This window comes from Nocardia sp. NPDC055029, from assembly GCF_053608525.1.
The window spans coordinates 63,728-90,718 of sequence record NZ_JBSGVQ010000029.1 but is presented as its reverse complement, the minus strand read 5'-3'; the positions used below and the strand labels follow the sequence as shown (position 1 = coordinate 90,718).

General features: G+C 67.6%; 20 protein-coding genes and 1 pseudogene. 7 read left to right on the top strand and 14 right to left on the bottom strand.

Annotated features, from left to right (window positions below):
* Window positions 1-3 precede the first annotated feature (3 nt).
* A complete protein-coding gene (locus tag ACWF9G_RS23555) occupies window positions 4-858 on the top strand; it encodes an acyl-ACP desaturase (RefSeq protein WP_452517923.1) in 855 nt (284 codons plus the stop codon).
* Window positions 859-905: 47 nt separating this feature from the next.
* On the opposite strand, the gene ACWF9G_RS23550 is transcribed toward ACWF9G_RS23555, so the two are convergent.
* Window positions 906-2,312: a class II fumarate hydratase gene (locus tag ACWF9G_RS23550; protein WP_452517921.1), complete on the bottom strand. Its 1,407-nt coding sequence runs from the start codon at window positions 2,310-2,312 to the stop codon at window positions 906-908.
* 239 nt (window positions 2,313-2,551) lie between these two features.
* Between ACWF9G_RS23550 and ACWF9G_RS23545 the strand changes: the two genes are divergently transcribed.
* On the top strand, window positions 2,552-3,601 hold the full coding sequence (locus tag ACWF9G_RS23545; RefSeq protein WP_452517920.1) for a Fic family protein: 1,050 nt from the start codon (window positions 2,552-2,554) through the stop codon (window positions 3,599-3,601).
* A gap of 629 nt (window positions 3,602-4,230) precedes the next feature.
* On the opposite strand, the gene ACWF9G_RS23540 is transcribed toward ACWF9G_RS23545, so the two are convergent.
* The 5 genes from ACWF9G_RS23540 to glpX all read right to left on the bottom strand — a co-directional run bounded on the left by ACWF9G_RS23540 (window position 4,231) and on the right by glpX (window position 12,260).
* A complete protein-coding gene (locus ACWF9G_RS23540; protein WP_452517919.1) occupies window positions 4,231-4,563 on the bottom strand; it encodes a hypothetical protein in 333 nt (110 codons plus the stop codon).
* 41 nt (window positions 4,564-4,604) lie between these two features.
* A complete protein-coding gene (locus ACWF9G_RS23535; RefSeq protein ID WP_452517918.1) occupies window positions 4,605-10,109 on the bottom strand; it encodes a putative T7SS-secreted protein in 5,505 nt (1,834 codons plus the stop codon).
* Window positions 10,110-10,712, bottom strand: coding sequence for a hypothetical protein (locus tag ACWF9G_RS23530; RefSeq protein WP_452517917.1), 603 nt, complete (start codon window positions 10,710-10,712; stop codon window positions 10,110-10,112). It lies immediately after the preceding gene.
* Between the two features lie 3 nt (window positions 10,713-10,715).
* Entirely contained in the window at window positions 10,716-11,114 is a 399-nt protein-coding gene (locus ACWF9G_RS23525) for a hypothetical protein (RefSeq protein ID WP_452517916.1), read from the bottom strand.
* Window positions 11,115-11,216: 102 nt separating this feature from the next.
* Window positions 11,217-12,260, bottom strand: a complete 1,044-nt coding sequence (gene glpX / locus ACWF9G_RS23520) for a class II fructose-bisphosphatase (RefSeq protein WP_452499280.1) — start codon at window positions 12,258-12,260, stop codon at window positions 11,217-11,219.
* Window positions 12,261-12,386: 126 nt separating this feature from the next.
* Between glpX and ACWF9G_RS23515 the strand changes: the two genes are divergently transcribed.
* On the top strand, window positions 12,387-12,953 hold the full coding sequence (locus ACWF9G_RS23515; RefSeq protein ID WP_452517914.1) for a DUF4245 domain-containing protein: 567 nt from the start codon (window positions 12,387-12,389) through the stop codon (window positions 12,951-12,953).
* 9 nt (window positions 12,954-12,962) lie between these two features.
* On the opposite strand, the gene ACWF9G_RS23510 is transcribed toward ACWF9G_RS23515, so the two are convergent.
* From ACWF9G_RS23510 to ACWF9G_RS23500, 3 genes are all read right to left on the bottom strand, one after another.
* Window positions 12,963-13,217, bottom strand: a complete 255-nt coding sequence (locus ACWF9G_RS23510; RefSeq protein ID WP_379311045.1) for an exodeoxyribonuclease VII small subunit — start codon at window positions 13,215-13,217, stop codon at window positions 12,963-12,965.
* Complete coding sequence (xseA, locus tag ACWF9G_RS23505; protein WP_452517912.1) at window positions 13,214-14,506, bottom strand: exodeoxyribonuclease VII large subunit; 1,293 nt, start codon at window positions 14,504-14,506, stop codon at window positions 13,214-13,216. The genes ACWF9G_RS23510 and xseA overlap by 4 nt, the downstream gene beginning before the upstream one ends.
* Before the next feature lie 97 nt (window positions 14,507-14,603).
* Window positions 14,604-15,212, bottom strand: a complete 609-nt coding sequence (locus ACWF9G_RS23500) for a lipid droplet-associated protein (RefSeq protein ID WP_452517910.1) — start codon at window positions 15,210-15,212, stop codon at window positions 14,604-14,606.
* A gap of 114 nt (window positions 15,213-15,326) precedes the next feature.
* Between ACWF9G_RS23500 and ACWF9G_RS23495 the strand changes: the two genes are divergently transcribed.
* Window positions 15,327-16,346, top strand: coding sequence for a 4-hydroxy-3-methylbut-2-enyl diphosphate reductase (locus tag ACWF9G_RS23495; RefSeq protein WP_379311041.1), 1,020 nt, complete (start codon window positions 15,327-15,329; stop codon window positions 16,344-16,346).
* Between the two features lie 59 nt (window positions 16,347-16,405).
* Here the strand turns inward: ACWF9G_RS23495 and ACWF9G_RS23490 are convergent, their stop codons facing one another.
* Together ACWF9G_RS23490 and ACWF9G_RS23485 are read right to left on the bottom strand one after the other, a co-directional pair.
* The gene (locus tag ACWF9G_RS23490; RefSeq protein ID WP_379311040.1) at window positions 16,406-17,173 is read right to left on the bottom strand and encodes a DUF6542 domain-containing protein; all 768 of its coding nucleotides are present in this window, start codon (window positions 17,171-17,173) and stop codon (window positions 16,406-16,408) included.
* Between the two features lie 105 nt (window positions 17,174-17,278).
* On the bottom strand, window positions 17,279-18,427 hold the full coding sequence (locus ACWF9G_RS23485; protein ID WP_452517908.1) for a DNA recombination protein RmuC: 1,149 nt from the start codon (window positions 18,425-18,427) through the stop codon (window positions 17,279-17,281).
* 145 nt (window positions 18,428-18,572) lie between these two features.
* Here ACWF9G_RS23485 and ACWF9G_RS23480 point away from each other — a divergent pair, with 145 nt between their 5' ends.
* Window positions 18,573-19,769, top strand: a complete 1,197-nt coding sequence (locus ACWF9G_RS23480; RefSeq protein WP_452517906.1) for an exonuclease SbcCD subunit D — start codon at window positions 18,573-18,575, stop codon at window positions 19,767-19,769.
* A 70-nt stretch (window positions 19,770-19,839) separates the two neighbouring features.
* Window positions 19,840-23,661 (top strand): AAA family ATPase, encoded by a 3,822-nt coding sequence (locus tag ACWF9G_RS23475; RefSeq protein WP_452517905.1) that lies wholly within the window; start codon window positions 19,840-19,842, stop codon window positions 23,659-23,661.
* A 171-nt stretch (window positions 23,662-23,832) separates the two neighbouring features.
* On the opposite strand, the pseudogene ACWF9G_RS23470 reads toward ACWF9G_RS23475, so the two are convergent.
* Window positions 23,833-25,056, bottom strand: a pseudogene (locus tag ACWF9G_RS23470) (MFS transporter); the annotation flags it as partial.
* A 77-nt stretch (window positions 25,057-25,133) separates the two neighbouring features.
* Between ACWF9G_RS23470 and ACWF9G_RS23465 the strand changes: the two are divergent.
* Entirely contained in the window at window positions 25,134-25,760 is a 627-nt protein-coding gene (locus ACWF9G_RS23465) for a helix-turn-helix domain-containing protein (protein WP_452517904.1), read from the top strand.
* 9 nt (window positions 25,761-25,769) lie between these two features.
* Here ACWF9G_RS23465 and yczE read toward each other — a convergent pair whose 3' ends face one another.
* Window positions 25,770-26,390 (bottom strand): membrane protein YczE, encoded by a 621-nt coding sequence (yczE, locus tag ACWF9G_RS23460; protein ID WP_452517902.1) that lies wholly within the window; start codon window positions 26,388-26,390, stop codon window positions 25,770-25,772.
* Between the two features lie 88 nt (window positions 26,391-26,478).
* Window positions 26,479-26,991, bottom strand: a complete 513-nt coding sequence (locus tag ACWF9G_RS23455) for a methylated-DNA--[protein]-cysteine S-methyltransferase (protein WP_452517901.1) — start codon at window positions 26,989-26,991, stop codon at window positions 26,479-26,481.

Here is a 26,991-nt window from a genome sequence, read left to right as displayed (position 1 = left end):
GGGGTGCAGAAAACTTTGACCGACCGTGAGCTGCTGGATTCGCTCGCTGACGTGGTGGAAACCAACCTGGCTCGGCACATCGAGGTGGCCGAGGGCTGGCAGCCGCACGAGTTGGTGCCGTGGGCGGACGGCCGCAACTTCGCTTTTCTCGGCGGCACCGACTGGGCCCCGGACCAGTCCGAGCTGAGCGCGACCGCCAAACTCGCGCTGACGGTGAGCGTCCTGGTCGCCGACAACCTGCCGTCCTACCACCGTGAGCTCGGCAAGCATCTGCGCACCGGCCCGTGGTGGCGCTGGGTCGGCCGGTGGACGGCCGAGGAGAACCGCCACGAGATCATGATCCGCAACTACCTGATAGTGACGCGCGCGGTCGATCCGGTGGCGCTCGAGCGGGCCCGGATGGCGCACATGACCGCTGGCTTCAACCGTCCCCCGCTGCACCTCATCGATGTGCTGGCCACCTGCGCCTTCGAAGAGCTCGCCGCCGCGATCCGCCACCGCAACACCGCCGCCCTCGGTGAGAACCTGGTCGTCACCGCGATGGCCGAGAAGCTGGCCGTCGACGACGAACTGCAGGCCGAGTTCTTCGCCGTCCTCGTCGGCGCCGCCCTCGATCTGGTCCCCGACCAGGCCGTGCGCGCCATCGCCGACCAGATCGCCGCCTTCCGGGTACCGCAGGTGGACCTGCCCGGCGGCGGTTCCAGCGACGAGGCGCTGGCCGAGGCGGGCATCTACGACCCCGCGAACGAAGCCGAACTGGTCTTCAAGCCGCTGCTGCAGCGCTGGAACATCTTCACCCGCACCGACTTCACCGAAGCCGGCGAGAAGGCTCGCGCCGAACTGGCCCACCTGGCCTGATCTTTCGTGCGAACGGCCGTCACCGGAGGGGACGGCCGTTCGTCGTTTCAGGGCTTGCGGTCCACGTTGGCCATCGCCAGCACGTCGAGCTTGCGGTCGAGCTCCTCGACCGAGAGCTTGTCCGGGGTGAGGCCACGGTCGATCACTGTCTGGCGGATCGTCTTCTTCTCGCGCAGAGCCTGTTTGGCGACGGCGGCGGCTTCCTCGTAGCCGATGGCCGAGTTCAGCGGGGTGACGATCGACGGGGAGGACTCGGCCAGGGTGCGCAGGTGCTCCTCGTTGGCGACCAGGCCGACGACGCACTTGTCGGCGAAGAGGCGGGAGACGTTGGCCAGCAGGCGAATCGACTCGAGCAGGTTGCGGGCCATCACGGGAATGTAGACGTTGAGCTCGAAGGCTCCGCTCGCCCCGCCGAAGGCGATCGCCGCGTCGTTGCCGACCACCTGCACCGCCACCTGCGTGACCGCCTCGGGCAGAACGGGATTCACCTTGCCCGGCATGATCGAGCTACCCGGCTGCAAGTCCGGCAGCTGGAGTTCGCCGAGCCCGGTCAGCGGGCCCGAGCCCATCCAGCGGATGTCGTTGGCGATCTTGGTCAGGCTGACCGCGATGGTGCGCAGCGCACCGGAGGCCTCGACCAGCCCGTCGCGCGCGGCCTGGGCTTCGAAGTGGTCGTGTGCCTCGCGCAGCGCGTCGATTCCGGTGCTGCGCACCAGTTCCGCGACGACCTTGGTGCCGAACCCGGCGGGCGCGTTGAGTCCGGTGCCGACCGCGGTGCCACCGATCGGCAGCTCACCCAGGCGCGGCAGGGTGGCCAGCGCGCGCTCGATCCCCGCCTCGATCTGCCGGGTGTACCCGCCGAACTCCTGACCCAGCGTCACCGGCACCGCGTCCATCAGATGCGTGCGACCCGACTTCACCACGGTGCGCCACTGCTCCGACTTGTCCAGCAGCGCGATCCGCAGATGTTCCAGCGCGGGAACGAGATCGGTGATGAAGGCCTCGGTGGCGGCCAGATGCGTCGCGGTGGGGAAGGTGTCGTTGGACGACTGTGACATGTTCACGTCGTCGTTGGGATGCACGGTCACGCCATTGCGCGCGGCGATCGAGGCGATCACCTCGTTGGCGTTCATGTTGGAACTGGTACCCGACCCGGTCTGGAACACATCGATCGGGAACTGATCGTCGTGCCGCCCTTCGGCGATCTCGTTGGCAGCGGCGACAATCGCGTCGGCCTTCACCGGATCCAGCAACCCCAGATCCTTGTTGACCTGCGCACAAGCAGCTTTCAGCAGCCCGAGCGCCCGAATCTGCGCCCGCTCCAACCCCCGCCCACTGATCGGGAAGTTCTCCACAGCCCGCTGCGTCTGCGCCCGCCACAGCGCGTCCACAGGCACCCGAACCTCACCCATCGTGTCGTGCTCGATGCGGTACTGCACGTCGTCATCAGCCATACCTCCGACACTAGGGCGAGATCACCGCGAATGGTGTCGGCACACCAGCGGAAAATCCCACACTCCGGTGCGGAATACGTGGGTGGTCAACGCTGCCCTCGGCGCGATGGCGATGCATTGACGTAATGATCACGTCAATGCATCATGGAGGGATGTTGTATCCCACACCGCAGCTGAACAGCCAGGACGAGACCGTCCTGGCTGAGGTCGACAGCATGCGGGAGCGGCTACGGCACCAGGTGCAGAGCGTCCCGGCGAAATGGGCCGGCGGCCTCCGGAAGTTCCTCACCGCTGACGCCGTGGCGGCGTCGAACTCGATCGAGGGATTCAAGGTCTCCACCGTGGATGTCGAGGACCTGATGGCTGGAGAGCAGGACGTCGATGTGTCCGACGAGGATCGCGAGGAGACCCTCGCCTACCAGCGGATGATGACCTACCTGCAGACGCTGCACGACGCCCCGGACTTCCGTTTCAGCAAGGGACAGTTGAACGCGCTGCACTGGATCCTGCAGGGCCACCGCCACACATCCCGCAAGCCCGCCGGTCAATGGCGCTCCGGTCCGGTCTACGTAACCGACGCGCGAGACCCCAGTATCGCGGCCTATACAGCTCCCGACGCCGAACAGTTACCCGCCCTCGCGGACGAACTGGTGGCCTGGCTGAACACTCCCGACGACACACACGCACTCGTTCGCGCGGCAATGGCTCACCTCCACCTGGTGTCGATTCACCCTTGGTGTGACGGCAACGGCCGAATGTCGCGGTCCTTGCAGACCCTGCTGATCGCGCGGGAAGGTGTACTGGCGCCGGAGTTCTCGTCGATCGAGGCATGGCTCGGACGCCCAGGAAACACCTGGGAGTACTACCAGGTTTTGGCCCGCCGTGGCGCCCAATACCGACCTGATCAGGACGTCTCGGAATGGATAAGCTTCAACCTGCTCGCCTATCACCAGCAGGCGCAGACCGTGCACGCGAGGTTCGAGCGGTCCGGCCGGGTATGGGAACAATCGTCGGAGTTCGCGGCGCAGACCGGACTCGACGACCGGATCGTCTCCGCCCTGCATGATGTGGCGATGGCCGGGCGAGTTCGCAGGTCGCGGTACGGGGCAAGCGAAGGACTGAGCGTGCAGCAGGCCCAGCGTGATCTCAAGGTACTGGCGCAGCGAGATGTCTTGCAGCCTGTCGGGCGAACGAGAGCGCGCTATTACATTGCGGGGGAGAGGTTTCCGCAGAACGTATTGGATACGGCCCGGACCCCGACCGGTCTGGTGGATCCCTATCGGCCGTAGCGTGAATGTGCTGGGGCGTCGATGCTACCGACAGCTGGGCATCGATCGAGGATCGGTCCATCGATACGATCAGGTCTCGTCGCGCGCGTGGTTCTGTGCGCCGAACATTCTCATTCAATGAAGGATTTCTGATGTCTCAAGAGGGTGGCCTCGCCGCCGGTATGCTTCAATCTTCTCTTGTAGATGCGAAGTAGGCTTGGTCTGGATGTGGCTCCCGTGCGCTGAATCCAGATTCGTTGCGTACCTTGGAAAGCAAGGTCGAGTCAACAACACCTCGCGAAATGTCTTCCGCTATTAAAAACTCCAATTTCTCTTTGTCCATAGATGCCGACGCCTCGCGTAAAGAGCAATTGACAAGGCTGTGATGGTTAGTTTGAACTGGTCTCGGTCACAATATTCTCGCAGTGTCGCCTGAGGGGAATGCGGCCGTCCCAATATGCGGGTCCGGGTTATTTGGGAGTTGTCGAGGAGGCTTATGAATAGCCTATCATCTTTTGTGCTGATTCCGATAGGAAGTGGCTGATGACATGGTAAATCGATTATTTGAACAGCGAACCAGCATAGTGTCAGATTACTAGGAAGCCTGTGGCCACCCGGCGGGTGTCGGCGATGTTGACGTATGACTTGCTCTAGCTCACCTCGCTGTCGAGGTACTCCATGTACTCTTTCTCTGATCCAACGAGTTCATACCGGTCAATCGATGTAAGTGGTTGTATTTCCGTCTGGCGAATGAATCCAGTATCGACAAGCTCTGCGATGGCATGGAGCGCGCTTTCGCGACAACCGCGTGCGGTTTCATTGGCGGCGGCTTCGGCGAGACTTAAAGTGATGGTGCGCGTCTCATCGCGGCTAAGTGAACCTATAACGTCAGTTACAGAGTCGGCTGCCCGCTCGCGCTCTTCGGGCAGGGGTGATTTCAGCGCCTGAGTAAGTTTGGCTAGCTCTTCATTTCCGATAGGCATCTGGGTACTCCTTCATCCTCAAGTCGAGGCTGTCTGGGCTCTCAAAGTCCAATATACTCGGAAGGCCATGGAATATGAGAATCATTCGCGGCGTTTGGATTGTAGTGGGGGCTGTTGGAATTGTGCACGTTGCGTGGATGCAGGTTTCCTGAAGCATCCTGGTACTTTCCGCCGAATTGTATTCTATAGGTTTCACCCGACGCCGCATTCGACCCTTCGGGGGCATTTCCGTCGGGACCATGGATGCGGAGACGAACGGTCCTTCCTTCGGAGTCGATCCATTTGTATTCGAGGCCATACTGGGCTCCGCCATTTGAATCTGGGGTAAGCTCACGAACGGAGGCATGGTCCGGCACCACACTCATCGGATCTCTTCCTGACATATCCCATGGGCCGGGTCCTGCATCCGAATCCGTACCGAGGCACGAGTCAGGCGCAAGACCGAGTGGATCAGTCCATCCGGTTGGGTTGTGGGGGTATGTATTCGGATTGGGGCTAGGGGCGAGGCCGAGCGGATCGGGAGTAATGTACCGTCCAGTCGCGGAGTCATAGTATCGGCGAAAATTCTGATGCAAGCCGGTCTCAGGGTCGTAGATTTGGCCCGGGAACCTGACCGGACTACTAGTCTGGCCGCGCCAGGTCGTCTCGCCCCATAGATCTACCACGGCGTTCGCTTCAGATTTTGCAGTACGAGGTTCGATAATCTCTGTCGGCATGTCTGCGTTCGAACATACGAACATGTCGAACCGGTTGCCTTCCGATCGGAGTTCGGTCTGTCCAATCGGTGCAAATGACCGCGGTTGGTAGTGCCAGCGCGTTGAGGTGCTGGTGCCGCGTTCTTCAATGAGCTGCACGCCGTCCCAATCATATGTTCTGTGGCATACAGTCGTTTTTGGAATTACGTGCAGATGTTTTGCTGTTCGTCGACCGTACGCATCATATGTATATCGCCACCACTCCTGGCCCGGCGTATATACGTCCGTCAACTGGTCGAAGGCGTTGTAGCGGTAGTGCCAGACCTCGGGTTTGCGGGAGATTCGCGTCGTGACTTTGCGGATGAGGCGGCCGACCGGGTCGTAGTAGTAGTGGTTGCGGCCGTCGCGGACGAGGAGGTTGTTGTGGTATTCGCGGCCGTCCATCTGGCGGTGGGAGGGTGGGGCGGCAGGAAGGGGGACGTCAGGTGCCATGGCGAGGCTGGCGGTGATGTTGGAGAGGGCGTCGTATTCGTAGGCCTCGGTGATGGTGTTGTCGCGGGTGATGGTGTTGACGCGGCCGATGGGATCGAGGGTGTAGGTGGCGTGGGTGGCGCCGGTGTCCGGGCGGGTGGTGGAGTGGTGGGCGAGGTAACCGTCGGGGCGGTAGGTGTAGTCGTCGCGGCGGATGGTGAAAGGGGCGCGGCGGTTCGTGGTTGCTCCGCCGAAGTCGCCGAGGTCGAGGGTGAATTCTTGGGCGGGGAAGCCGGTGACGCGTTGGGAGGCGATGTTGCCGGTGGGGGTGAATGTGCGGTCGATCTGCACCTCGCCGATGCGCCAGCCGACGAGACGTCCTGCGGGGTCGTGGTTGAAGGTGATATCAGTGCCTTCGGCTGTCAGGGCGGTGACTTGGCCGAGGGTGTTGTGGCGCCAGGTAGTTGTGTTGCCCGTGGGGGTGGTACGTCGGATCCGGCGGCCGCGGTGGTCGTATTCGTTGACCATTGGTGGCTGTTCGTCTAGCTTTTGGGTCGCGACCTGGCCGGTGGGGGTGTAGGTGAATTCGAGTGTGTGGGTGCGGGTTTCGTCGGTGCCGTTGATGGCGGTGAGGATTCGGCCGGCGGGGTCGTGAGTGTAAGCGAGGTATTCGCCGGTGTCGGCGGTGATCGAGGTGAGGTTTCCGAGGAGGTCATACCGGTGGTGGCGGGTGACTCCGGTCGCCGGAGTGACAGTGGCGATTCGGCCAGTGTTGGTGTGGGTGTAGTTGGTGGTCGCGCCCGTGTAGTCGGTTTCGGTAGCTAGGCGGCCTGTGGTGTCGTAGTCGTATGTCCAGCGTTGGCCCAGCGGATTGATGACAGCGGTGAGCTGGAGCTCGGTGTTGTAGAGGTACCGGGTCGTAGAACCGTCGGGATCGGTTCGGGTCGAAACCTTGTCGTAGCCGCCGTAGGTGTAAGTGGTGGTTCCGCCATTGCGGTCGGTGTGGTTGAGGAGGTTGTTCTCGCCGTCGTAGGCCCACGATTCGAAATAGCCGTCGGGGTCGATGCGGCGGGCGGGCTTTCCTTCGGGTGTCCACTCGTAGTGTGTCGTGTTGCCGAGCGGGTCTGTGACCTGGATCGGGCGGCCGAACGCGTCTCGACGGATCTCGGTCCTCGCACCGAAAGGGTCGCTCACGGTGGTGGGCAATCCGGCGGCGTCTACTTCGATTCGGGTGATGGCGCCGTCGGCGTCGCGAACTTCGGTCACCGCGCCGTTCGCGCCGTGACTGAATTGGGTTCGTGCGCCTGCCAGGTCGGTGACCGCGACGAGGTTGCCCGACTTGCCCCACTCCCGCTGAAGAGTGGTGCCGTCGGGGTGGGTGATGGTGGATGGACGGTTGGTGTAGGCGTAGTCGATGGTGATGTCGGTGCCGTCAGGGCGGGTGATCTTGGCGACATTGCCGTCTGCGGTGTATTCGTAGCGGGTGATGGCGCCGTCGGGTTCGGTGACCGACAGCGGTTTGCGGTGGAAGTTGTAGTCGATGTGGCGGTGGCCGCCGTCGGAAATGACGACATCGCGTAGACGAAGGTCGGTGTCGAAGCCGTAGCCGGTCGCACCGCCGCGAGAGTCGGTAACGCGGGTGAGTTTGCCTGTGCCGTTGCCGAATTCGAGGTACTCGAATTCGGAGTCCATCACACCGCCTCGACCGCGCTGGGAGACGACACGACCGGATTCGTCATAGGTGTTGGCGATCCAGCTGTCGTTTGAGTCGGTCCAAGACAGCATCCGGTGCTGATCGTCATATGCGAAGTGGGTGATGCCACCGACACCGTTGACGACAGTGGTCAGCTCTCCGTGTTCGTAGCCGAATTCGCGTATCTGGGTACCTGTTTCGACGCCGTCGACCTCGCCGACGACCGACATTGCCGTCACTCGACCAGCGGCTGAGTCCAGGACGACTCGGTAGCCACCGGAGTGGGTGACCTCGGTCGGATCGCCGTTGCTGTTGTAGTGGAATCTGATTCTATTGTTGTGACGGTCGGTGATGGCCGAGATCGCGAAGTTTCCCAGCAGGGTGTCGAGACCGTTGAGCGAGGGTTCCGGGGCGAAATGCCACACCAATTCCCGGTCAGGGTCCCATAGGCGGTAGCCGCCGGTGTCGGTGCGGGTCAGTTTCCAGCGTTGGCCGCCGGTGGTCGGTTCCACGCCGACGCCGACGTCGGCGTGTGGGTAGGGAAGTAGCATGCCATCTTCGAATACGACAGTGACGCAGTCGTCTTCTATGACCACGCGCATGTCGAGGGTGGCCGACCAGGACGGGCCGAACCACCGGCCGTATCGGTAGTTGGAGCGGTGTGCTCGTTTCAGCGCAAGGCGCAGGATGCCGGGTAGGTCGACGTCGGTGAGGGGGAGCAGGAATTCCCCAGTGGCGACATTGACCGGGTCGCGGCACTCGGTGCTCTGGTCGGGTGTGGAGTCGGTTTCGGGTGGGTTGCGTTGTCCGGCCTCGCCGACGCCGGGCTCACCGGTTCCCCCGGCGTCGGTGGTGGCGCGGAGTTCGGGCTTGGTGTTGTCGGGTTGATCGGGCGTGGTTCCGTTTTCCGGTGTGAGGCCGCCTGGCTGAGTGCCGTCGTTGCGGCCTCCGGGGGTGGTGCCGTCTTCGTCAGGACGGGCAGCCGGGCCGCCGGTGTCGCCGGAGTTCGGTGAGTCGTCGCCCTCTGGATGTGGGGTCGGAGTCCCGGAATCATTGCTCGGGGAGTGACCGTCGGGTGAAGTCGCCGCTGGATTCGGGCTGTTCCCGTCGGTTTCGGTGGGTCGATCTGCTGGGTTGTCGGGGTTCGCGGCTGGGTTGTTGGCGGGCGGCTGCGAATCCGGATCGGGCGTAGCGGCGTGGGGCGGTGATGGGTCGCTGGTATTGGGGGCGGCCTCGTCCGTCGCACCGGTGAGGGGCGAGCTAGGCGAGTCGGGGGTTGTCGCGGGCGGAGCGTCACCTGTCATCGCGGCAGGGCTGGGGTCCGGGCTCTCCGGGGTTGCCGCCGCCGGGTGCTCCGGGTCCGCGGCGGCGGGATTGGTTCCCGGACTTTCCGGGGTGGTGGCTGGCCGTTCCGGTGTGGCGGCGGGTGAATCACCGCCATGGCCAGCGGGATTCGTTGCTGGGGCCGATGGGTTGTCCGGTGTCGCGGCCGCGGGCTGGGTCTTGGGTGGCTCGGAGGCATTGCGACTGGCAGCACCAGCGTCGTCGACGACGTTACGACCCGCATTACCGAGCCGAGCGGCGTCGGAGGCCTTGTCGACGACAGTGGCTCCCGCCTTGGCGGCACCACCCGCGCCACCGGTCGCCACGGTGAGTAGCGCGTCGCCGGTGAGCGCGCCCAATGCTTCGGACGGGTTCGTTTTGAACCCCGCCAGCATCGCCGCCCCGGTCGCTTTCGGGTCGGCCGCAGCCAACACCATGCCGGTGCCCAGGTCCGACATACTCGACATGTACTCGGCCGGGTGGGTGATGTTGTAGGCGTCGATCGGAGAGATCGAGCGCACGAACTGCACCATTCCGGTCAGCGAGGTCAACAACCCGGTGCTGAAGTTCAGCTTCGCCTGGTCGATCGCCGCGGACAGGTCTTCGAAATTGCTGCCCCACCGCGACAGAAACGGGGGTTCCGTCGGTGCGGTCGCGGTCGCCGCGCTGATCGCGGCCACCGCGGCATCGGCGGCATTGTCGCGCTGCGTACGGGCACCGGTCAGGATCGCTTTCGCGGCGTTGCGGAGGTCGGTCCAGGTGTCGGTGAGGTTGCGGCCCTTGCGCTGATCGTCGGTCAGCGCGTTCCATTCGTTCTTGCGGTCGCGTTCCTCGCGGTCGGCGGCTTCCCATTTCGCGATCGCGTCGGCGGCCTTGGCCTGGGCGGCTGTGACCTCGTGTGACCAGGCGTCCAGGGCGGTTTTGGCCTTGCCCATCGCATCCGCGCCGTCCCACCACAGTTTCGGCTGCTTGGCGAACTCCTCGTCGAACGCTGTCGCGGCGTCGCCGGTCCAGTCGGTGGTGTCGATCTTGCGTAGCGCGTCACCGGTTTGTTCGATCGCGGTGCCGATCTTGCCCAGATGCCCGGTGACCTCGTTGATCTTGCCGACATCGCCGCGGATCAGTTCTTTGGGATCGCTGGTCTGGCCGAGTTCCTTCTCCGGTACCGCGCCGCCGGTGGCGTCGACGACCTTGTCGCCGAGATCGTCGAGCCATTCCGACAAGCCGTCGGCGCCAACAGCTTTGGCGACCTTCGACTCGGCATCGAGGACGGTGTTGTAGGCCTGTCCGACCTTTTCGGTCGCCGACTCGACACCGTCTTCGATCGCGTCACCGACACTGTTGAGGAAATCCCCGATGCCCATCTACTGCGTTCCCCCGCCAGGTTGCTGTGATTGCTTGATCTCGGCGACATGGGCGGCCACGCCGGTGTCGAGGCTGTAGGCCTTGTCCGGATTCTCGAGTAGGTACTGACCCGCCGATCCCAGCGTCGACAGGTTGTCACCCATATGCGAGAACGCGTCGCCGAACGAGGACGCGCTGTAGTTGGGCTGCGCGGCGAGGTTCCAGGTGTTGTTGGACAGCACCTGGCCCCAGTCCATCTTCTCGATGTCTTCCTTGCTCGCGTGCGGGTTGCCTGCGAGGTGGGTGAACATCTGTTTGAACGAGTTCGAGATCTGCTCGTCCATGATGTAGTAGCGGCCTGCCGAGAGGTCCAGGATCTCGGCGATCTCGTTGCCCGACTGCACCAGCGCCCGCACGCCCCACGACCACCGCTCGGCGAACTCTTCGAACGTCGACTGGACGTTCGCCTTGCCCGCCTCCATCGCCGACATCGTCAACTGCGCGAAGCCGCGCCCGACCGCGCCGGTTTCCCCGATACCCAGCTCGGACAGTTCACTGATGATCCCGGTGATGCCGGTCGCGGCTTGAGTCAGCAACGCGGGATCGACATTGATATCCGACATCGGTCAGCCCCGGACTTCGCCGGCGGAATCGTCGGGCACGTCCGGTGGGAAAGTCATCGGGCGGGCGCCGAGCATGTCGACCGCCACGCCTGTCGGATCTGTCTGCGCTGCAGCGAACTCGCGGAGACGACGGCCCAAGAAGGTGTGGAAGCGGTACTCCTGGTCGGCGACAACGCCCCGTGTGGTCATGAACCGCGCGTACTCGGCGACGCCGGTGAACGCACATAGCCAGGCGATACCGCCGGACTCCAACGTGAAGACCCGGTCTTCCGGACCGGTCAACGGCACCAGCAGTGCCGAGGACTCGAACGCCGCCGTCAGCTCGCTCGGCGCTCCGAACCCCGCGTAGAACGCTGCAATCTCCGACCGCAATCGCCCGGAGTCCACATCGATGACACCCACGTCTTACCCCCCGTCCCCTCGGACCCTGCCAGCCACCGTAGTGAACCGTGCGGGGGCCGATCAAGGAGCGGACCGCGCACACAGGGTGCGTGGTCCGTCACATCACGGCAGTGGCGGGTTGGCGCTGTCGTCGCCGTCGAAGTCGACGGAGGAGTATTCGCGGAGTTTGGTGAGGCGGTGGTAGGCGTCGATCATGCGGACGGTGCCGGACTTGGAGCGCATGACGATCGACTGGGTGGAGGCGCCGCCGCCGAAGTAGCGGACGCCGCGCAGCAGGTCGCCGTCGGTGACGCCGGTGGCGCAGAAGAAGACGTTCTCGCCCGCGACCAGGTCGGTGGTGGACAGGACGCGGTCCAGGTCGTGGCCCGCGTCGATGGCCTTCTGGCGCTCTTCGTCGTCCTTGGGGGCGAGCATGCCCTGCAGTTCGCCGCCGAGGCAGCGCAGTGCGGCGGCGGCGATGATGCCCTCGGGGGTGCCACCGATGCCGACGAGGATGTCGACGCCGGACTCGGGGCGCGCGGCGGCGATGGCGCCCGCGACGTCACCGTCGGAGATCAGGCGGATGCGGGCGCCCGCGTCGCGGGTCTGCTGGATGATCTCGGCGTGGCGGGGGCGGTCAAGGATGCAGACGGTGAGGTCGGAGACCGAGGACTTCTTGGCCTTGGCGACGCGGCGGATGTTCTCGCCGATCGGGGCGGTGATGTCGATCGAGCCGGCGGCGTCGGGGCCGACGGCGATCTTGTGCATGTAGAACACGGCCGACGGGTCGAACATGGCGCCACGTTCGGCGACCGCGAGCACCGCGATGGCACCGGGTGAGCCTTTCGACATCAGCGTGGTTCCGTCGATCGGGTCGACGGCGAAGTCGACCTCGGGGCCGGTGCCGTCGCCGACCGCTTCGCCGTTGTACAGCATCGGCGCTTCGTCCTTCTCGCCTTCACCGATGACGACGACGCCGCGCATAGAGACGGAGCTGACCAGCTGGCGCATGGCGTCGACGGCCGCGCCGTCGCCGCCTTCCTTGTCTCCGCGGCCGACCCAGCGGCCCGCTGCCATCGCGCCTGCCTCGGTGACGCGGACCAACTCGAGTGCGAGGTTGCGGTCGGGTGCCTCGCGGCGGCTGGGGGCGGGCGATGATGCCGTCATTGCGGAGTGCCTCCTTGGCGTTGGTGTACGGGGGCAATTGTCGCATTCAGATCTGGCACGGTCGTGCACCACCTCCTCGGATGCCCCCTGACAGGCCTGGTCGGCGTCGAGTGGATACTGGTAGCCGTGGCCCAGCAGAAGCACCGGATCTTCAACGACTATCGCGACCTGTTCTGGTCGCTGATCCCGTTGGTGCTGATCGCGATCGTGCTGGCGGGCGCCGCGAGCCAGTGCACGGTGGCCACGAACGGCCCGACGCAAGGTCAGGTGCCGCATTTCGACGCCGACTCGGCGCTGCGCTCCGACGCCAAGTCGCTGCCGTTCCCGATCCGCAACCCGGAGCTCCCGCAGGACTGGGTATCGAACTCGGGCAGCCGCGAAACCATCGTCACCGCAGGTGGCGGCCCCGTGAGCACCGTCGGCTATCTGACCCCGCAGGGCACCTACATGCGGCTCTCGCAGAGCTCGGCTTCCGAGGAAGCGCTGGCCAGGCACGTGCTCGGCTCGCGCTACGCCACCGGGACGCAGGACGTGGACGGGCAGAAATGGGTCGTCTACGCCGAGCCGACCGAGGAGTCGGCCTGGATCGCCGACCTGGGCGGTGTGCGGGTGCTGATCACCGGCGCCGGCAACGAGGCCGCGTTCACCACGCTGGCGCGGGCGGTCACCACCGCGCAGCCGCTGTCGAAGTGAGCGATTGACCTACTCGCCTGTGTCGTCGGCGTGCGACGCGATGGCGTCCTCCACGCGCTTGCGCGCACCGGCCAGGTGCTGCTCGCAGCGGGTCGCCAGTGCCTCGCCGCGCTCCCAGAGGGCGAGCGAGTCGTCGAGATCGAGGCCGCCCTGCTCGAGCATCTTGACCACATTGACCAGTTCGTCGCGGGCGCGTTCGTAGCCGAAGGCGGCGATCTCGGCGAGGGTGTCGGCGGGCTCGGTTCCGGCGTCGGGCACGATCATTTCCCCTTGTCGTCGGTGGCGGGTGTCAGGCGCTGGGTGCCGAGCGCGGCGGCGGTGACGGCGCCGTCGGCGACGCGGATGCGGAGCTGGCTGCCCGCTGGGGCGTCGGAGATCGCGCGGACCACGTGACGTTCCGGTCCGGCGACACGCTGCACGACAGCGTAGCCACGGGCCAGCGTCGCGGCGGGACCGACAGCGGTGAGTTTTTCGCGCAGGTGCATGGCCGCGGTGGACTCGGTGCGCAGCGTCTGCTCGACCGTGCGGCGGGCCGCCAGACGCAGCCGCTCCACCTCATCGTGGCGGTGCCGCAGTTCGCGCAGCGGATCGGCGAGGACGGGGCGCGAGCGCAACTGGGCGATGATGTGGGTTTCGCGCTGCACCCAGCCGCGCAACGCGGCGGCCGAGCGGGCCCGCATCTCGCGCACACCGGCGAGTTCGGCGGCGGCGTCGGGGACGATGCGTTTGGCGGCGTCGGTGGGTGTCGCGGCGCGCACGTCGGCGACGAGATCGCTCAGCGGCGCGTCGGGTTCGTGGCCGATCGCGCTGACGATCGGGGTGGTCGCGGCGGCGATGGCCCGGCACAGCGCCTCGTCGGAGAACGGCAGCAGGTCTTCGGTACTGCCGCCGCCGCGGGCGAGCACGATCACGTCGACGGCGGGGTCGCGATCCAGCGCGGCCAGCGCGTCCAGCATCTGCGGCACGGCCGTCGGTCCCTGTACCGCGGTGTTCTTCACGACGAAACGGACTGCGGGCCAACGGTTCTGGGCTACGGTCAACACATCGCGTTCGGCGGCGCTTGCCCGTCCGGTGATCAGCCCGACCGTGCCGGGCAAGAACGGCAGCGGCCGCTTGAGCCGCGGATCGAACAACCCTTCCGCCGCAAGCAGCGACTTCAACCGCTCGATCCGCGCGAGGAGTTCCCCGATGCCGACGGGCCGGATCTCGGTGACCCGCAGCGACAACGTGCCGCGCCCGGTGAAGAACTGCAGCTTGCCGTAGACGACGACCCGGCTGCCCTCGGTCAACGGAACGGGACTGCGCCGCAACAACTCCGGATCACACGTCACCGACAGCGACATATCCGCCGAGGTATCGCGCAGCACCAGGAAAGCGGTGCGCGTGCCGGGCCGCAGATTGATCTGGGTGACCTGCCCCTCCACCCACACACTGCCGAGCCGGTCGATCCACTGCGCGACCTTCACCGCGACCGAACGCACCGGCCACGGCTGCTCCGCCGAACTGCCCGGTGCGCCTGCCTGCGCGGGAGTGCCGGAGCCGTCCTCAGTCATACGTCAGGTATACGCGGCGCTACCGACACAAACAAAAGCGGCCGCAACCGGCGCCGGTGGCGCGGATTGCGGCCGCATCGAAGTCGGAGGGAGAGCCCTACTGCGCCTGCACCGTCGCGATGCGGTTGGTCAGCATGGTGACGAAGGGAGCGCGGGCGCGGGTCTGCTGCTCGAAGGCCAGCAGCTGCGCCAGCTCCTCGACGGTCAGCATGCGCAGCCGGGCGCGCAGCTGGGCCAGCGTCATCGCCGGGTAGTCGTAGCGGACGGCGACCTCGGGGGCAGCCACCTCGTCGGCCTCCGGCTCGGCGGCAGGCTCCTCGGCGGGCTCGACGGTTTCGGTCTCGAGCAGCAGCAGCGACGCGGGCGCGGCCTTGCCGTTGGCCTGCTCGGCCGGGAGATCCTCGGTGTACAGATCGAAGCGGCTGGCGTGCCCGTTGGTGGCGACCGCGGGCTCGGGCGCGATGTCCTCGTCGAAGGTGGCCCACTCCGGCTGCTCCTGCGGAGTCGAACCTAGCCGTTCGAACACGAGGTCACCCTTGAGCGCGAGGCTGGTGACGAACTGCTGCACATGCATCGTCGTCTGCAGCACGCGACTCAGCGCGGTGATCGGGAAATTGACCGCGGCGACGGGTAACCGCCGGGTCTCTTCTAAGGCGTACACGGCGGCACCGGCGGCGACCCTGGCCACGAACGGAGGACGGAACATGGTCCCAGCCTGCCGCAAACCGCCTGTGATGCAAAGGTCCAGGCTGCCCGGATGTGACTTTCGCCCCCCGATCCGCCCTGATCCCGCCCGCGCGACGCACGTAAGCTGTGGATCATGACCTCGGCAATTCCCTTGAACGTCGGTATCACGCGCTCCGCGGGCGCGTCCGCTGCCGGTGGCAAGCGCGTGCTGCTGGCCGAGCCGCGCGGCTACTGCGCAGGCGTCGACCGCGCCGTCGAGACCGTGGAGAAGGCGCTCGAGAAGCACGGCGCCCCGATCTACGTCCGCAAGGAGATCGTGCACAACCGGCACGTGGTGGAGACGCTACGTGAGCGCGGCGTCATCTTCGTCGACGAGACCGACGAGGTGCCGGAGGGCGCGCTGGTCGTGTTCTCCGCCCACGGTGTCGCGCCGATCGTGCACGAGACCGCCGCCGCACGGAACCTGCGCACCATCGACGCGACCTGCCCGCTGGTCACCAAGGTGCACCAGGAAGCCAAGCGCTTCGCCCGCGACGACTACGACATCCTGCTGATCGGCCACGAAGGCCACGAGGAAGTCGAGGGCACCGCCGGTGAGGCGCCCGAGCACGTGCAGCTGGTCGACGGCCCCGACTCGGTGGACAAGGTCTCCGTGCGCGATCCGTCGAAGGTGATCTGGCTGTCGCAGACCACGCTGTCGGTCGACGAGACCATGGAGACGGTCCAGCGGCTGCGGGAACGGTTCCCCACGCTGCAGGATCCGCCGAGCGACGACATCTGCTACGCCACCTCCAACCGCCAGACCGCGGTCAAGGCGATGGCTCCCGAATGCGATCTGGTGATCGTGGTCGGCTCGCGCAACTCCTCCAACTCGGTGCGGCTGGTCGAGGTCGCCCTCGGCGCGGGCGCACGTGCCGCGTACCTGGTCGACTACGCCCGCGAAGTCGACCTCGCCTGGCTCGACGGCGTACAGACGATCGGCATCACCTCGGGTGCGTCGGTGCCGGAGATCCTGGTGACCGGTGTGCTCGACCTGCTCGCCGAGCACGGCTTCGGCGAGGTGCAGCCGGTGACGACGGCCAACGAGACGCTGGTGTTCTCGCTGCCGCGTGAGCTGCGCGCCGCGCGTCGCGATGCGGCGCCGCAGGACTGACTGAAGCCCATAAAGAAGGAATCCCCGTCGCGTGATCGCGGCGGGGATTCTTTGTTTTCCTACACGTTGTCGGGTCGGCGCCGTTCGGTGCGGCCGGTGTCGGCGCGGTCGCGGTAGCGCACAGTCGGCTGCGGGTGCGGCTGTGGGTCGGCCCGTCGGCGCGGCGTGCGCGCCGGCTCGGCCTCGCGCGGTGCTGCGCCGCCACGGCCCGATCGCGGTGTCCTGGCCGCGGCGGGAGCGCGCTTGGGGTCGGTCGCGCGTGGGGCGCGGCGGGCCGGGCTGGCCATGTCGACTTCGGTGGCCGGGTCGTCCAGGACGGCGGTGGCGCGGCGGGTGCGCCTGCGGGTCGCGTCGTCGAGGGTTTCCGGCCTGCGTCGCTTGGCCGGGTTGGGTTCGGTCTTGCGTTCGGTCCGGCGTTCGGTGGCGGGCCGCGCGGTGGCGGGGGCGCGCTTGGCGATCGCGATCCGGGCGCCGCCGATCGCCAGCACCAGCACGGTGGCCAGCATCATCGTCGGGAAGCGCTCCACCAGCGGGATGATCAGGTTCATCAGCACGTCTTTGATGGAGGTGGTGGCGCGCCCACCCAGCATCTGGCAGGCCAGCGGCACCGCGACGAACAGCAGCAGCGGCGGCATCACCATGGTGGAGAACAGGCCACGGAACCGCACGGCGCAGACGGCGAGCACACAGCCGAGCACATACAGCGCCGAGAACGTGCCGGTCGGGTAGGTCTCGCCCCCGAGCGCGTCGATCAGGAACCCGAACATCGTCATGCCCGCGGCAAGCAGAATCGCGGCCCAGGCGGGGATGCCGGGCACCGAGGGCATGATCGAACGTTGCGGCGCGGGCACCCGGGGTCGCGCACGTTGGGAAGCAGCCACCCTATGACACTAACCGCACAACGCGCCGTCAGGCGCCGCGGCACGGGGATCTCAGCGGCGATCCTCGGCGTCGGCGAAGACGACGACCCGCGGTCTGGTCTCGGTCGGCCGGATTGCCGGGAGCTCCTGATCGGCGATCCCGAGATCGTGCATCCGGCGCGCCGTGACCATCACCCGTGACTCCACGGAGCCGACGGTCGCGTTGAAAGCCGCTACTGCCTTACCGAGATTCACGCCCAGATTGTCCAGATGTTCGGCCACCTTGCCGACCCGCGTGTAGAGCTCCTTGCCCAATTGCTGCACCGTTGCCATATCGCGCGACAGCGCTTCCTGCCGCCAGCTGAACGCGACGGTGCGCAGGAGCGCGATCAGCGTAGTGGGGGTTGCCAGGATCACGTTCCGGCCGAACGCGTACTCCAGGAGTCCGGCATCGGTGGTGAGGGCGGCGTCGAGGAACGGGTCGCCGGGCACGAACAGGACGACGAATTCGGGCGCCGGATCGAAGGCCGTCCAGTACGCCTTGTCGGCCAGCTGGTCGACGTGGGCGCGCAGATGCTTGGCGTGGCGGGCCAGCAGCTGGTCGCGCGCGGTGGGGTCGTCGGTGGTCGCGGCGTCGAGGTAGGCCGTGAACGGCACCTTCGCGTCGACGACGATGTGCCTGCCGCCGGCCAGCCGCACCACCAGGTCGGGCCGCACCCCGGCGCGATCGTCGCCGCCTGCGCGGTGGACCTGGGTGTCGAAATCACAGTGCCTTGTCATGCCGGCCAGCTCGACGACCCGTTCCAGCTGGATCTCGCCCCAGCGACCGCGGACCTGCGGCGCGCGCAGCGCCGCGACCAGCTGACCGGTCTGATCGGAGAGCCGATGCGAGGTGCGCTGCATTCCGGCGACCTGCTCCCGCAATCCCGAGTACGCGTCGATCCGGTGATGCTCGACCTGGCGGATCTGCTGCTCCAACGCGCCGACGGCATCGCGCAGCGGATCGACCATCGCCCCGATCGCGGCCGAATGCCTGCGCGCCGCATCCTCGTTCGCCGCGTGCAGCGATTGCTGCAGCAACCGCTGATTGTCCCCAGCGGCGGCGAGTCTGGCCTCCGCAGCGGCGGCGCGTTGCCCGCCCCGGGCGGAATGCCCCAACCAGCCGAGACCGAACCCGGCAGCGAATACCAAGACGAGCGCGACGAGCATCGAGGCGGTCATAGCGGCGATAGTGCCCGAGCCCACCGACAAACTCGCAATCACCGAGCAACCCGGCGTGGTGACTCGCCGGTCGCCACGCCGATGAATTACACGTGTGTAGTGCGTCGATTGAATTCTGTCGGGGGTGTGGCCTAAGTTTCGCGGCATGCGGATCCTGCACACCTCCGATTGGCACATCGGGCGCACCTTCCACGGTGTCGACCTGCTGGCCGACCAGGCACGGGTGCTGGCATCGATCGCGGAACTGGTCGCGGCCGAGTCCGTCGACGTGGTCGTGGTGCCGGGCGACGTCTACGACCGGTCCATTCCGAATGCCGACGCCATCGCGGTCTGCAACCGCGGCTTCGAGGCGATCAGGGCAGCGGGCGCGCTGATCGTGGCGACCTCGGGCAACCACGATTCGCCCGCCCGGCTCGGTGCGGGCGCCAGCTTCGCGGCGGCGGGCGGGCTGCATCTGTGCACCCGGGTGTCCGACGCCGATCGGCCGGTGCTGATCGCCGACGCGCACGGCGAGGTGGCCTTCTACGGCATCCCGTATCTGGAGCCGGAGATCACCCGCGCCGAACTGGGTGTGCCGCAGGCGCGGTCGCACGCGGAGATCCTCGATGCGGCGATGGGGCGCATTCGCGCCGATCTGGACGGCAGGCCGGGCACGCGCTCGGTGGTGCTCGCGCACGCGTTCGTCGTCGGCGGGGAGGCGACGGGTTCGGAGCGGTCGATCTCGGTGGGCGGGGTCGAGACGGTGTCGATGTCGGCGTTCGACGGGATCGACTATGTGGCGCTGGGCCACCTGCACTCGCCGCAGGCCCTCTCGGAATCGGTGCGCTACAGCGGTTCTCCGCTGCCGTACTCGTTCGCCGAGAATTCCCACCGCAAGGCGGTCTGGATCGTCGACCTCGACGCCGGCGGTCTGGCCGCGGCGCACCGCCACGAGCTACCGCTGGTGCGCGGGCTCAGCAGGCTCACCGGCACGCTCGACGACCTGCTCACCGATGCCGGATTCGCCGATGCTGAACAGCATTACGTCTCGGCCACCCTCGTCGACAGCGCCAGGCCGGTCGATCCGATGCGTAAGCTGCGCGAGCGGTTCCCGCACGCCGTGCACGTGGAATGGGCTCGCCCCGAGGGCAATCCGGAGTTGCATTACCGCGAGCGGGTGCACGGCCGCCGCGATGTCGAGGTGGCGGCGAGTTTCCTGACCGACGTGCGTGGGGAACCGAGCAAGGGCGAGATGGTGTGGGTGGAGCGGGCCTTGGCTGCGGCAGTGCGTGAAACCGATTCGGGGCGTGTGGAATCGGAACGGGACATCGATGGCGCGGATGCCATGGACGTGTCCGCGTGAGCCTTCCGCGCGGTGGAGCTGACCGTCGGCATGTCGATGCCGTGCCCGGCGCGGTAGCCGGTGGTGTGGCATGAGACTGCATCGACTCGAGATGGTCGCCTTCGGTCCGTTCGCCGACAGCACCGTCGTCGACTTCGACGCGCTCGGCGCCGACGGACTGTTCCTGCTGCACGGGCACACCGGTGCGGGCAAGACCACCGTGCTCGACGCGATCGCGTTCGCGCTGTACGGCAGTGTCCCCGGCGCGCGGGGCGAGGGCAAGCGGCTGCACTCCGACCACGCCGACGCGCGGACGCCGCCACAGGTCACGCTCGAAGCGACACTCGGTGGCAGGCGCCTGCGGCTCGCCCGCAGCCCTGCCTTCGAACGGCCGAGCAGCCGAGACAGCACCAAGTTCACGGAGATCAAAGCCAAGGGCACCCTCGAATGGCTCGACGGCTCGGGCGAGAACCTGTCCAGGCTCACCGATATCGGCGACGAGGTGCTGCGCCTGCTCGGCATGAGCGCCGACCAGTTCTTCCAGGTCGTGCTCCTGCCCCAGGGTGACTTCGCCCGATTCCTGCGCGCCGAGAACGAAGATCGCGAGAAGCTGCTCGAAAAGCTCTTCGACACCCAGCGATTCGGCACCGCCGAACAGTGGCTCGCTGATCGTCGTCGCGCGTCCGCGGCCGATCTCGACACCCGCAAGCAGGGCATCGACCGGCTCATCACGAAGGTCGGTATGGCCGCGGGCTACAGCGGTTCGGAGTCGGTCGGCGTCCTCGACGCGGTCAGCTGGTCGCAAGATCTGCTGGCGGTGGCCCGCACCGCGCTGGCCGAGGCCAACACGAATGCCGAACTGCGGCACAAGGAATCGGCCGAAGCGCGCACTGAGGCCGAGGAGCAGCGGCGTATCGCCGGGCTGCACGCCCGGATGGCGGCTGCCCGCGCGGAACTGGCGACCTACACGGCGGATGCGCCGCGCCGTGCCGAGCTGGAACGCGAACTCGAACAAGCCCGCCGGGCCGAGCCGGTCGTTCACGCCATCGACGAGGCGCGATCGGCGGTCCGCGCACTGCGTCGTGCCGAGTCGTCGACCCGAACTGTCGCCGGTGAGTTGGCCATCCAGCTAGGTGCCGAGGCGGCTGCCGACATCGCGGGGATCGACCTGCTGACGGTTGTTCTCGACGAGCAGACCGATGCCGCTGTGAGCCTTGATGTCTCGGCTTACGCGTCGGACGGACGGCCCGCGCAATCAGGTCCTGGCGCCAGGCAGCCCAGCCGATCAGTCGCCCCGGGCGGCTCAACCGACGCGGACGATGCGCAGTCTGCACGCCGATCGGCGCCGGGTGCCGGGAAGTTTGCAACTTCATCCGAGGCGGAGGTCATACAGCACTCTCGGCCGGGAGCCGGGTGGTCTGTCGACCCCCTCCGTGTGCGGGATGTCGAGGGTGACCTCGATGGCGCGGCCAGCCAGTGGAATGGCCTGCTCGGTGTGCTCGGTGAGGTGCGGGCCGATGCGGATACCGCGCATCAGCTCACCGCCGACCTCGCCGCGCACGAGTCCGAAGCGGCTCGCCTGACCGAGCGGGCGACCGCGCTGGCTCAGCGCCGCGTCGAGTTGCCCGGCGTCCTCGCCGGGGCGGGGGAGCAGTTGCGGGAGGCGACCGATGCGGCCGCCGCACTGCCCGGACTGCGCACCGAACTCGGCAAATGGCAGGAGTCGGCGGCCGCCGCCGTCGAATTGGCCAAGCAGCGACCGGCTTTGGATCGCGCGCAGGTCGAGTTCGACACCGCCCGGCGAAACCATCTCGATGCCAGGGAACGCGTACTCGATCTGCGCTCGCGTCGCCTGGCAGGCATGGCCGCCGAACTCGCGGGCGCGCTCGCCGTCGGCGCACCGTGCGCGGTGTGCGGGTCCGCCGAGCACCCTGAGCCAGCGCGGCCCACCGATGACGCGGTGTCCAAGGACGCCGAGGACGCCGCCACCGCCGCCGAGCAGGCGGCCGAAGCGGCCCGCGACCGGATCGCCGAGCGCATCGGCGTCATCGAACGCGAGATCGAGGCACTGATCGCCCACGGCGGCGACGCCGACCCGGTCACCCTGGCCGACGGCGTCCGCGCCGCCACCCACCGCTTCGACGACGCGGCCGACACCGCCGATCGCGTCGCCGCCCTCACCACCCGCCTCGACACCCTGCGCGCCGAGGAAACCGCCCTGCACGAGCAGTCCCGCGACCTCGACGCCCGCCTCGGCACGGTCACCGCCACGATTGCCGCCACCCGCACCCGCCTCGACGAGCTCACCCTCCGCCTGCGCACCGCCGCGGGCGCCGACGACTCCGTCGAGGCCCGCACCACCCGCCTCGAAGCCCTCATCACCGCCACCACCGCCCTGCGCACGGCCCGCCTCGAGGAATCCACCGCCCGCGACGCCGTCCGGCAGATCGCCACCCGCGTGGAAAACCTGGCTCGCGCAGCCGGTTTCGTGCCCAAAGGTTACGACGAGGCCGGCCTCTCGAATACCCACGCCGCGCCCCCGGACGCGACAGCGGATGCCCCCGTGGCCGACGACGGCACCGGAACAACGGCCGCTTCGGCGAAGGATGGAGGTGCCAGTTCGGGGGATGGATCGGCGGCCGACGCCGGGACGGTGGCTGCTTCCGTGGCCGGCGGTCGTGCAGGGTCGGCGCCTGATTCGGCGGCTGGGCCAGGGGGAGCAGGTGCTTCGGCGGCCGAAAGGAGTCCAGGGGCGGCGGATGCGTCCGAGGCAGGTGGAGATGCCGGGGCAGGGAGTAGTTCGGCGGTCGATGGTGGCGCAAGGACACCGGACGCTTCGGGAGCCGACGGCGGTCTCGGAGTGCAAGCCGCTTCCGCCGGCGGCGATTCGGGCGGCCGAGCGGATTCGCGTCCAGGACGCGGTGCACGTCCGGTTCGCATCGAGCCCGACATGCCCACTCTGTTCGACCTTTTCGACGAGGACCTGGCCGACGACGAACCGGAGCCGGAGACCGAACCCGCCCCACCGCGCGACGACGTCGCCCTCCTCACGGCCTACGCCCAGGTCGTCACCGCCGTCGCCCGTACCGCGCAGCAACAGTCGGCCATCGAGGCCGAACTCACCGCCGCCGATCGGGCCAGAGCCCATGCCGACGCGGTGCTGGCCGAACCGCAGATCCAGGCGGTCGCCGAACAGGTCCCCGGCGACCTGACCGCGCTGGAACAGCGCTTCGCCGAAGCTCAGCGCGCGCTGACCGCAGCGGTCGCCACGCAGTCGGCGGCGGCGGAGCGGGTCGCGCAGCTGGAACAGCTCGGTACCCAGCTGTGGGGTGAGGTCGAGCGGATCGCGCCGAGGCAGCGGGAATTCGACGAACTGGCCACGCTGGCCGAGGTGGTCGCGGGGCGTGGCGAGAACAATCGCCGGATGTCGTTGCGCTCCTACGTGCTCGCCGCTCGCCTCGAGGAAGTCGCGGTGGCGGGATCACTGCGACTGCGCCGGATGTCCGGCGGCCGCTACGAATTCGTCCACTCCGACAAGGCGGGACCGCGCGGTAAACGCGGTGGCCTCGGCCTCGATGTGCGCGACGACTACACCGGCGCCATCCGCTCCGCGAATACCCTCTCCGGCGGCGAAACCTTCATGGCCTCACTGGCTCTCGCCCTTGGCTTGGCCGATGTGGTCGCCGCCGAATCGGGTGGTCTCGTCCTGGACACGCTCTTCATCGACGAGGGATTCGGCAGCCTGGACGCCGACACCCTCGACGCGGTGATGGGCGTGCTCGACGAACTACGCGCGGGCGGTCGCGTCGTCGGCGTCGTCAGCCACGTCGACGAGATGCGGCAGCGGATTCCCAGCAGGCTCCACGTCGTCCGTGGCCGCTCCGGTTCCCGGCTCGAGGCCACCGTCGCCTGAGCCGGTGTCCCGCAGCATCGCGACGGCGAGCACCGAGCCCGCCGCCGCCAGTCCGGCGGCGGCGAGGAACGCCATGGCCAGCCCCGTTCGATAGGCGATGTCGGGTGCGGCCGCCGACGATTCGGTCACCTTCTGGGCCAGCAGCAACAGCGCCGTGACACCGATCCCGGACCCGATCCGGCCCGCCGTGTTCACGATCCCGGCCGCGGTGCCCGCCACCGTCGGCCCGACCGCGGTGACGGCGGGCTGGGTGACCCCGACGAACGCCGCGGGCAGTCCGATGCCGAGCAGAATCGCCCCCGGCAGCACATCGACGACGTAGCCCGCGTGCTCGGGCATTCGGGCGAACAACAGCATGGCCAGTGCCTGCAGCCCGAGGCCCGCCGCGAGCACCCATCGCGCGCCGAATCGGTCGAGCATCGCGGGCAGGACCGTGCGCGACACGATGATGTTGACCACCGCGACCGGCAGCACCGCGAGCCCGGACAGGGTGGGGCTGTAGTGCTGCGTGTGCTGCAGGTAGAGCGCGAGCAGCGCGAACACCGGCACATGCGCTGCCCCGACCAGGAAGTTGACGACCGCGGACCCGCTCACCTGCCGCACACCGAACATCGACACCGGCATCAACGGATGCGGGCTCCGCAGCTGGATCAGCACGAAAACCACCAGCAGCGCGACGCCCGCGCCGAGCAAGGCGATCGGACGTACACCCTGATCGGGAGCGCCCAGTGCGCCGATCCCGTAGCCGATCAGCAGCAACGACACGGTGCCGGTGACCGCGCCGGGCAGATCGAGCTGCCGTAGGGCGGCTGCCGCCCGCTGAGTGTCCTTGGGCAGCAACCGGATTCCGGCGAGCGCGAGCACCCCGACGGGCACATTGATCAGGAAGATCGACGGCCAGCCGAAGACATCGGTGAGTGGTCCGCCGAGCGCGGTACCGAGGGCCGCGCCCGCCGCGCCCATGGCACTCCACATGCCGAACGCCCGGTTGCGGGCGGCCGGTGTGGTGAAAACGGTGGTGAGCAGCGCGAGCTGGGCAGGAATGAGCAGCGCGGCGCCGACCCCCTGCGCGGCGCGGGCGGCGATGAGCACCGCGGCCGACGGCGCCAGCCCGGCCAGCCCCGAGGCCAGCGTGAACAAGCAGAGCCCGAGCGTGAACATGCGCCGCGCGCCGAGCAGGTCGGTGGTGCGGCCGCCGAGCAGCAGGCAGCCGCCGAAGGCGAGCAGATAGGCGTTGGTCACCCAGCCCAGCCCGGACTCGGTCAGGCCGAGCTCGGCGCCGATGGTCGGTAGCGCCACATTGAGCACCGTCGTGTCGAGGAAGACGACGAGTTCGACGGTGGTGATGAGCAGCAGGATCAACCGCTCGCGCGGTGACAGAAGGAGACCTGACATGACCGAACCTCTCGCTAGAGCAATGCTCTAGCGAGAATGTCACTGGAGTGAAGCTCTAGTCAAGTACGATCGAGGGCATGACGGAACGCACCGCCGGAGTCCGCGCGGCCAAGACCATCGCCAATCGCGCCCGGATGCTCGCCGCGGCCAAGGAGTTGTTCATCGACCGTGGGTACGCGGCCACCACGATGAAAGCCATCGCCGAGCGGGCGGGGATGGCGGTGCAGACGCTGTACTTCACCTTCGCCACCAAGCGCGCGATCCTGCTCGAGTTGCTCGACACGGAGATCGCGGGCGACGCCGAACCGATCGCGACGATGGACCGCCCGTGGTTCGCCGAGGCGGTCGCCGCGCCGCCCGCCGAGCAGATCCGGCTGCAAGTGGCCGCGGCGGCGCGGATCCACGCCAGGGTCGCGGCCATGCTCGAGGTGGTGCGCTCCGCCGCCGCCACCGATCCGGAACTGGCCGAGATCTGGCAGACCAATCTCGCCCAGCGGCTGACCGTACAGCAGCGGCTCGTGACGGAGCTGGCGGCGAAAATAAGCCTGCGAGAAGGTGTTTCGGTGGATCGCGGGGCCGATATCGCACTCGCGCTCACCGCGCCGGAGACCTACCGGCTACTGGTCGGAGAGCGGGGATGGTCGGCCGAGGAGTGGCAGGAATGGGTCACCGGCGCACTGACCGATCAGCTCATCGGCAGATAGCGGCCGAGGTTACGCGGCGACAGGTTGTGGTTGCGGCTTCGGGGCGAAACCGGGCAACCATCCATCGACGTACGGAATCATCACCTGGATCAGCGGCCCGATGCCGAAGGCGTAGACCAGGGTGCCGATTCCCACGCTGCCGCCGAGCAGCCAGCCGGTGATCAGCACCGTGGCCTCGATGCCGGTGCGGACGGACCAGACCGGCCAGCCGGTGCGGGCGACCAGTCCAGTCATCAGTCCATCGCGGGGTCCTGGACCCATGCCCGCACCGATGTAGAGCACGGTCGCGGCGGCATTCACGATCACCGCGACGACCATCGCCAGCACCCGGACCCACAGGGCCTCGGCCGCCGGGATCAGCCACAGGCCCGCGTCGACCGCGATCGCGATCACGACCACATTGCTGACCGTGCCGAGCCCCGGCTTCTGCCGCAACGGAATCCACGCGAGCAGCACCGCGAGGCCGGTCACCGCGGTCACCGCGCCGAAACTCAGTGGCACGTGCGCGGCGACACCCTGATGGAAGACGTCCCACGGATCGAGCCCGAGCCCGGCCCGGATCATCACCGCCATCGACGTCCCGTACAACCACAGACCGGTGTAGAGCGCGATCAGGCGACGAGTGAGCATGCGTATCAGCATCCGGTCCCACTGGACCTCATGAAAGAGCCACTCGCGGGATACTGGCCTGATCTATGCCGACGTCGGTCGCGGACCCTCAGCCCTCGTGCGCGAGCAGCCACCGCTTCGCATCGAGCCCCCACCGGAACCCGCCCAGCTGACCACCGATCCGCAACACCCGATGGCACGGCACGAACAGCGCCGCCGCATTACGCGCACACGCGTTCGCGGCAGCCCGGGTCGCGGCGGGCCGACCGGACAGCCCGGCGAACTCGGTATACGTGACCGGCTCACCCGCGGGCACCTTGCGCAGGATTTCCCAAGCGTGGGTGAGGAATTCACCCGAGTGCTGACGCACCGGGATCGGGTCGATCGCCGTCAGATCGCCTGCGTGATAGTCGATCACCGCCTGGGTGACCTCACCGAGGGAATCCCGCAGGCGCAGTTCGGTGGGGCGCAACGAGGAGTGAACGACGCGAGTCAGCTCGGTCGGATCGCCGGTCCAGCCCGAGGCGAGCACCGCGCCGTCGGTATCGACGATGGCCGTGAACGGCCCGATCGGCGTCGGCACCGTGGCGACGTCGGCGAGGCGAGTGATGGTGGCAGTCAT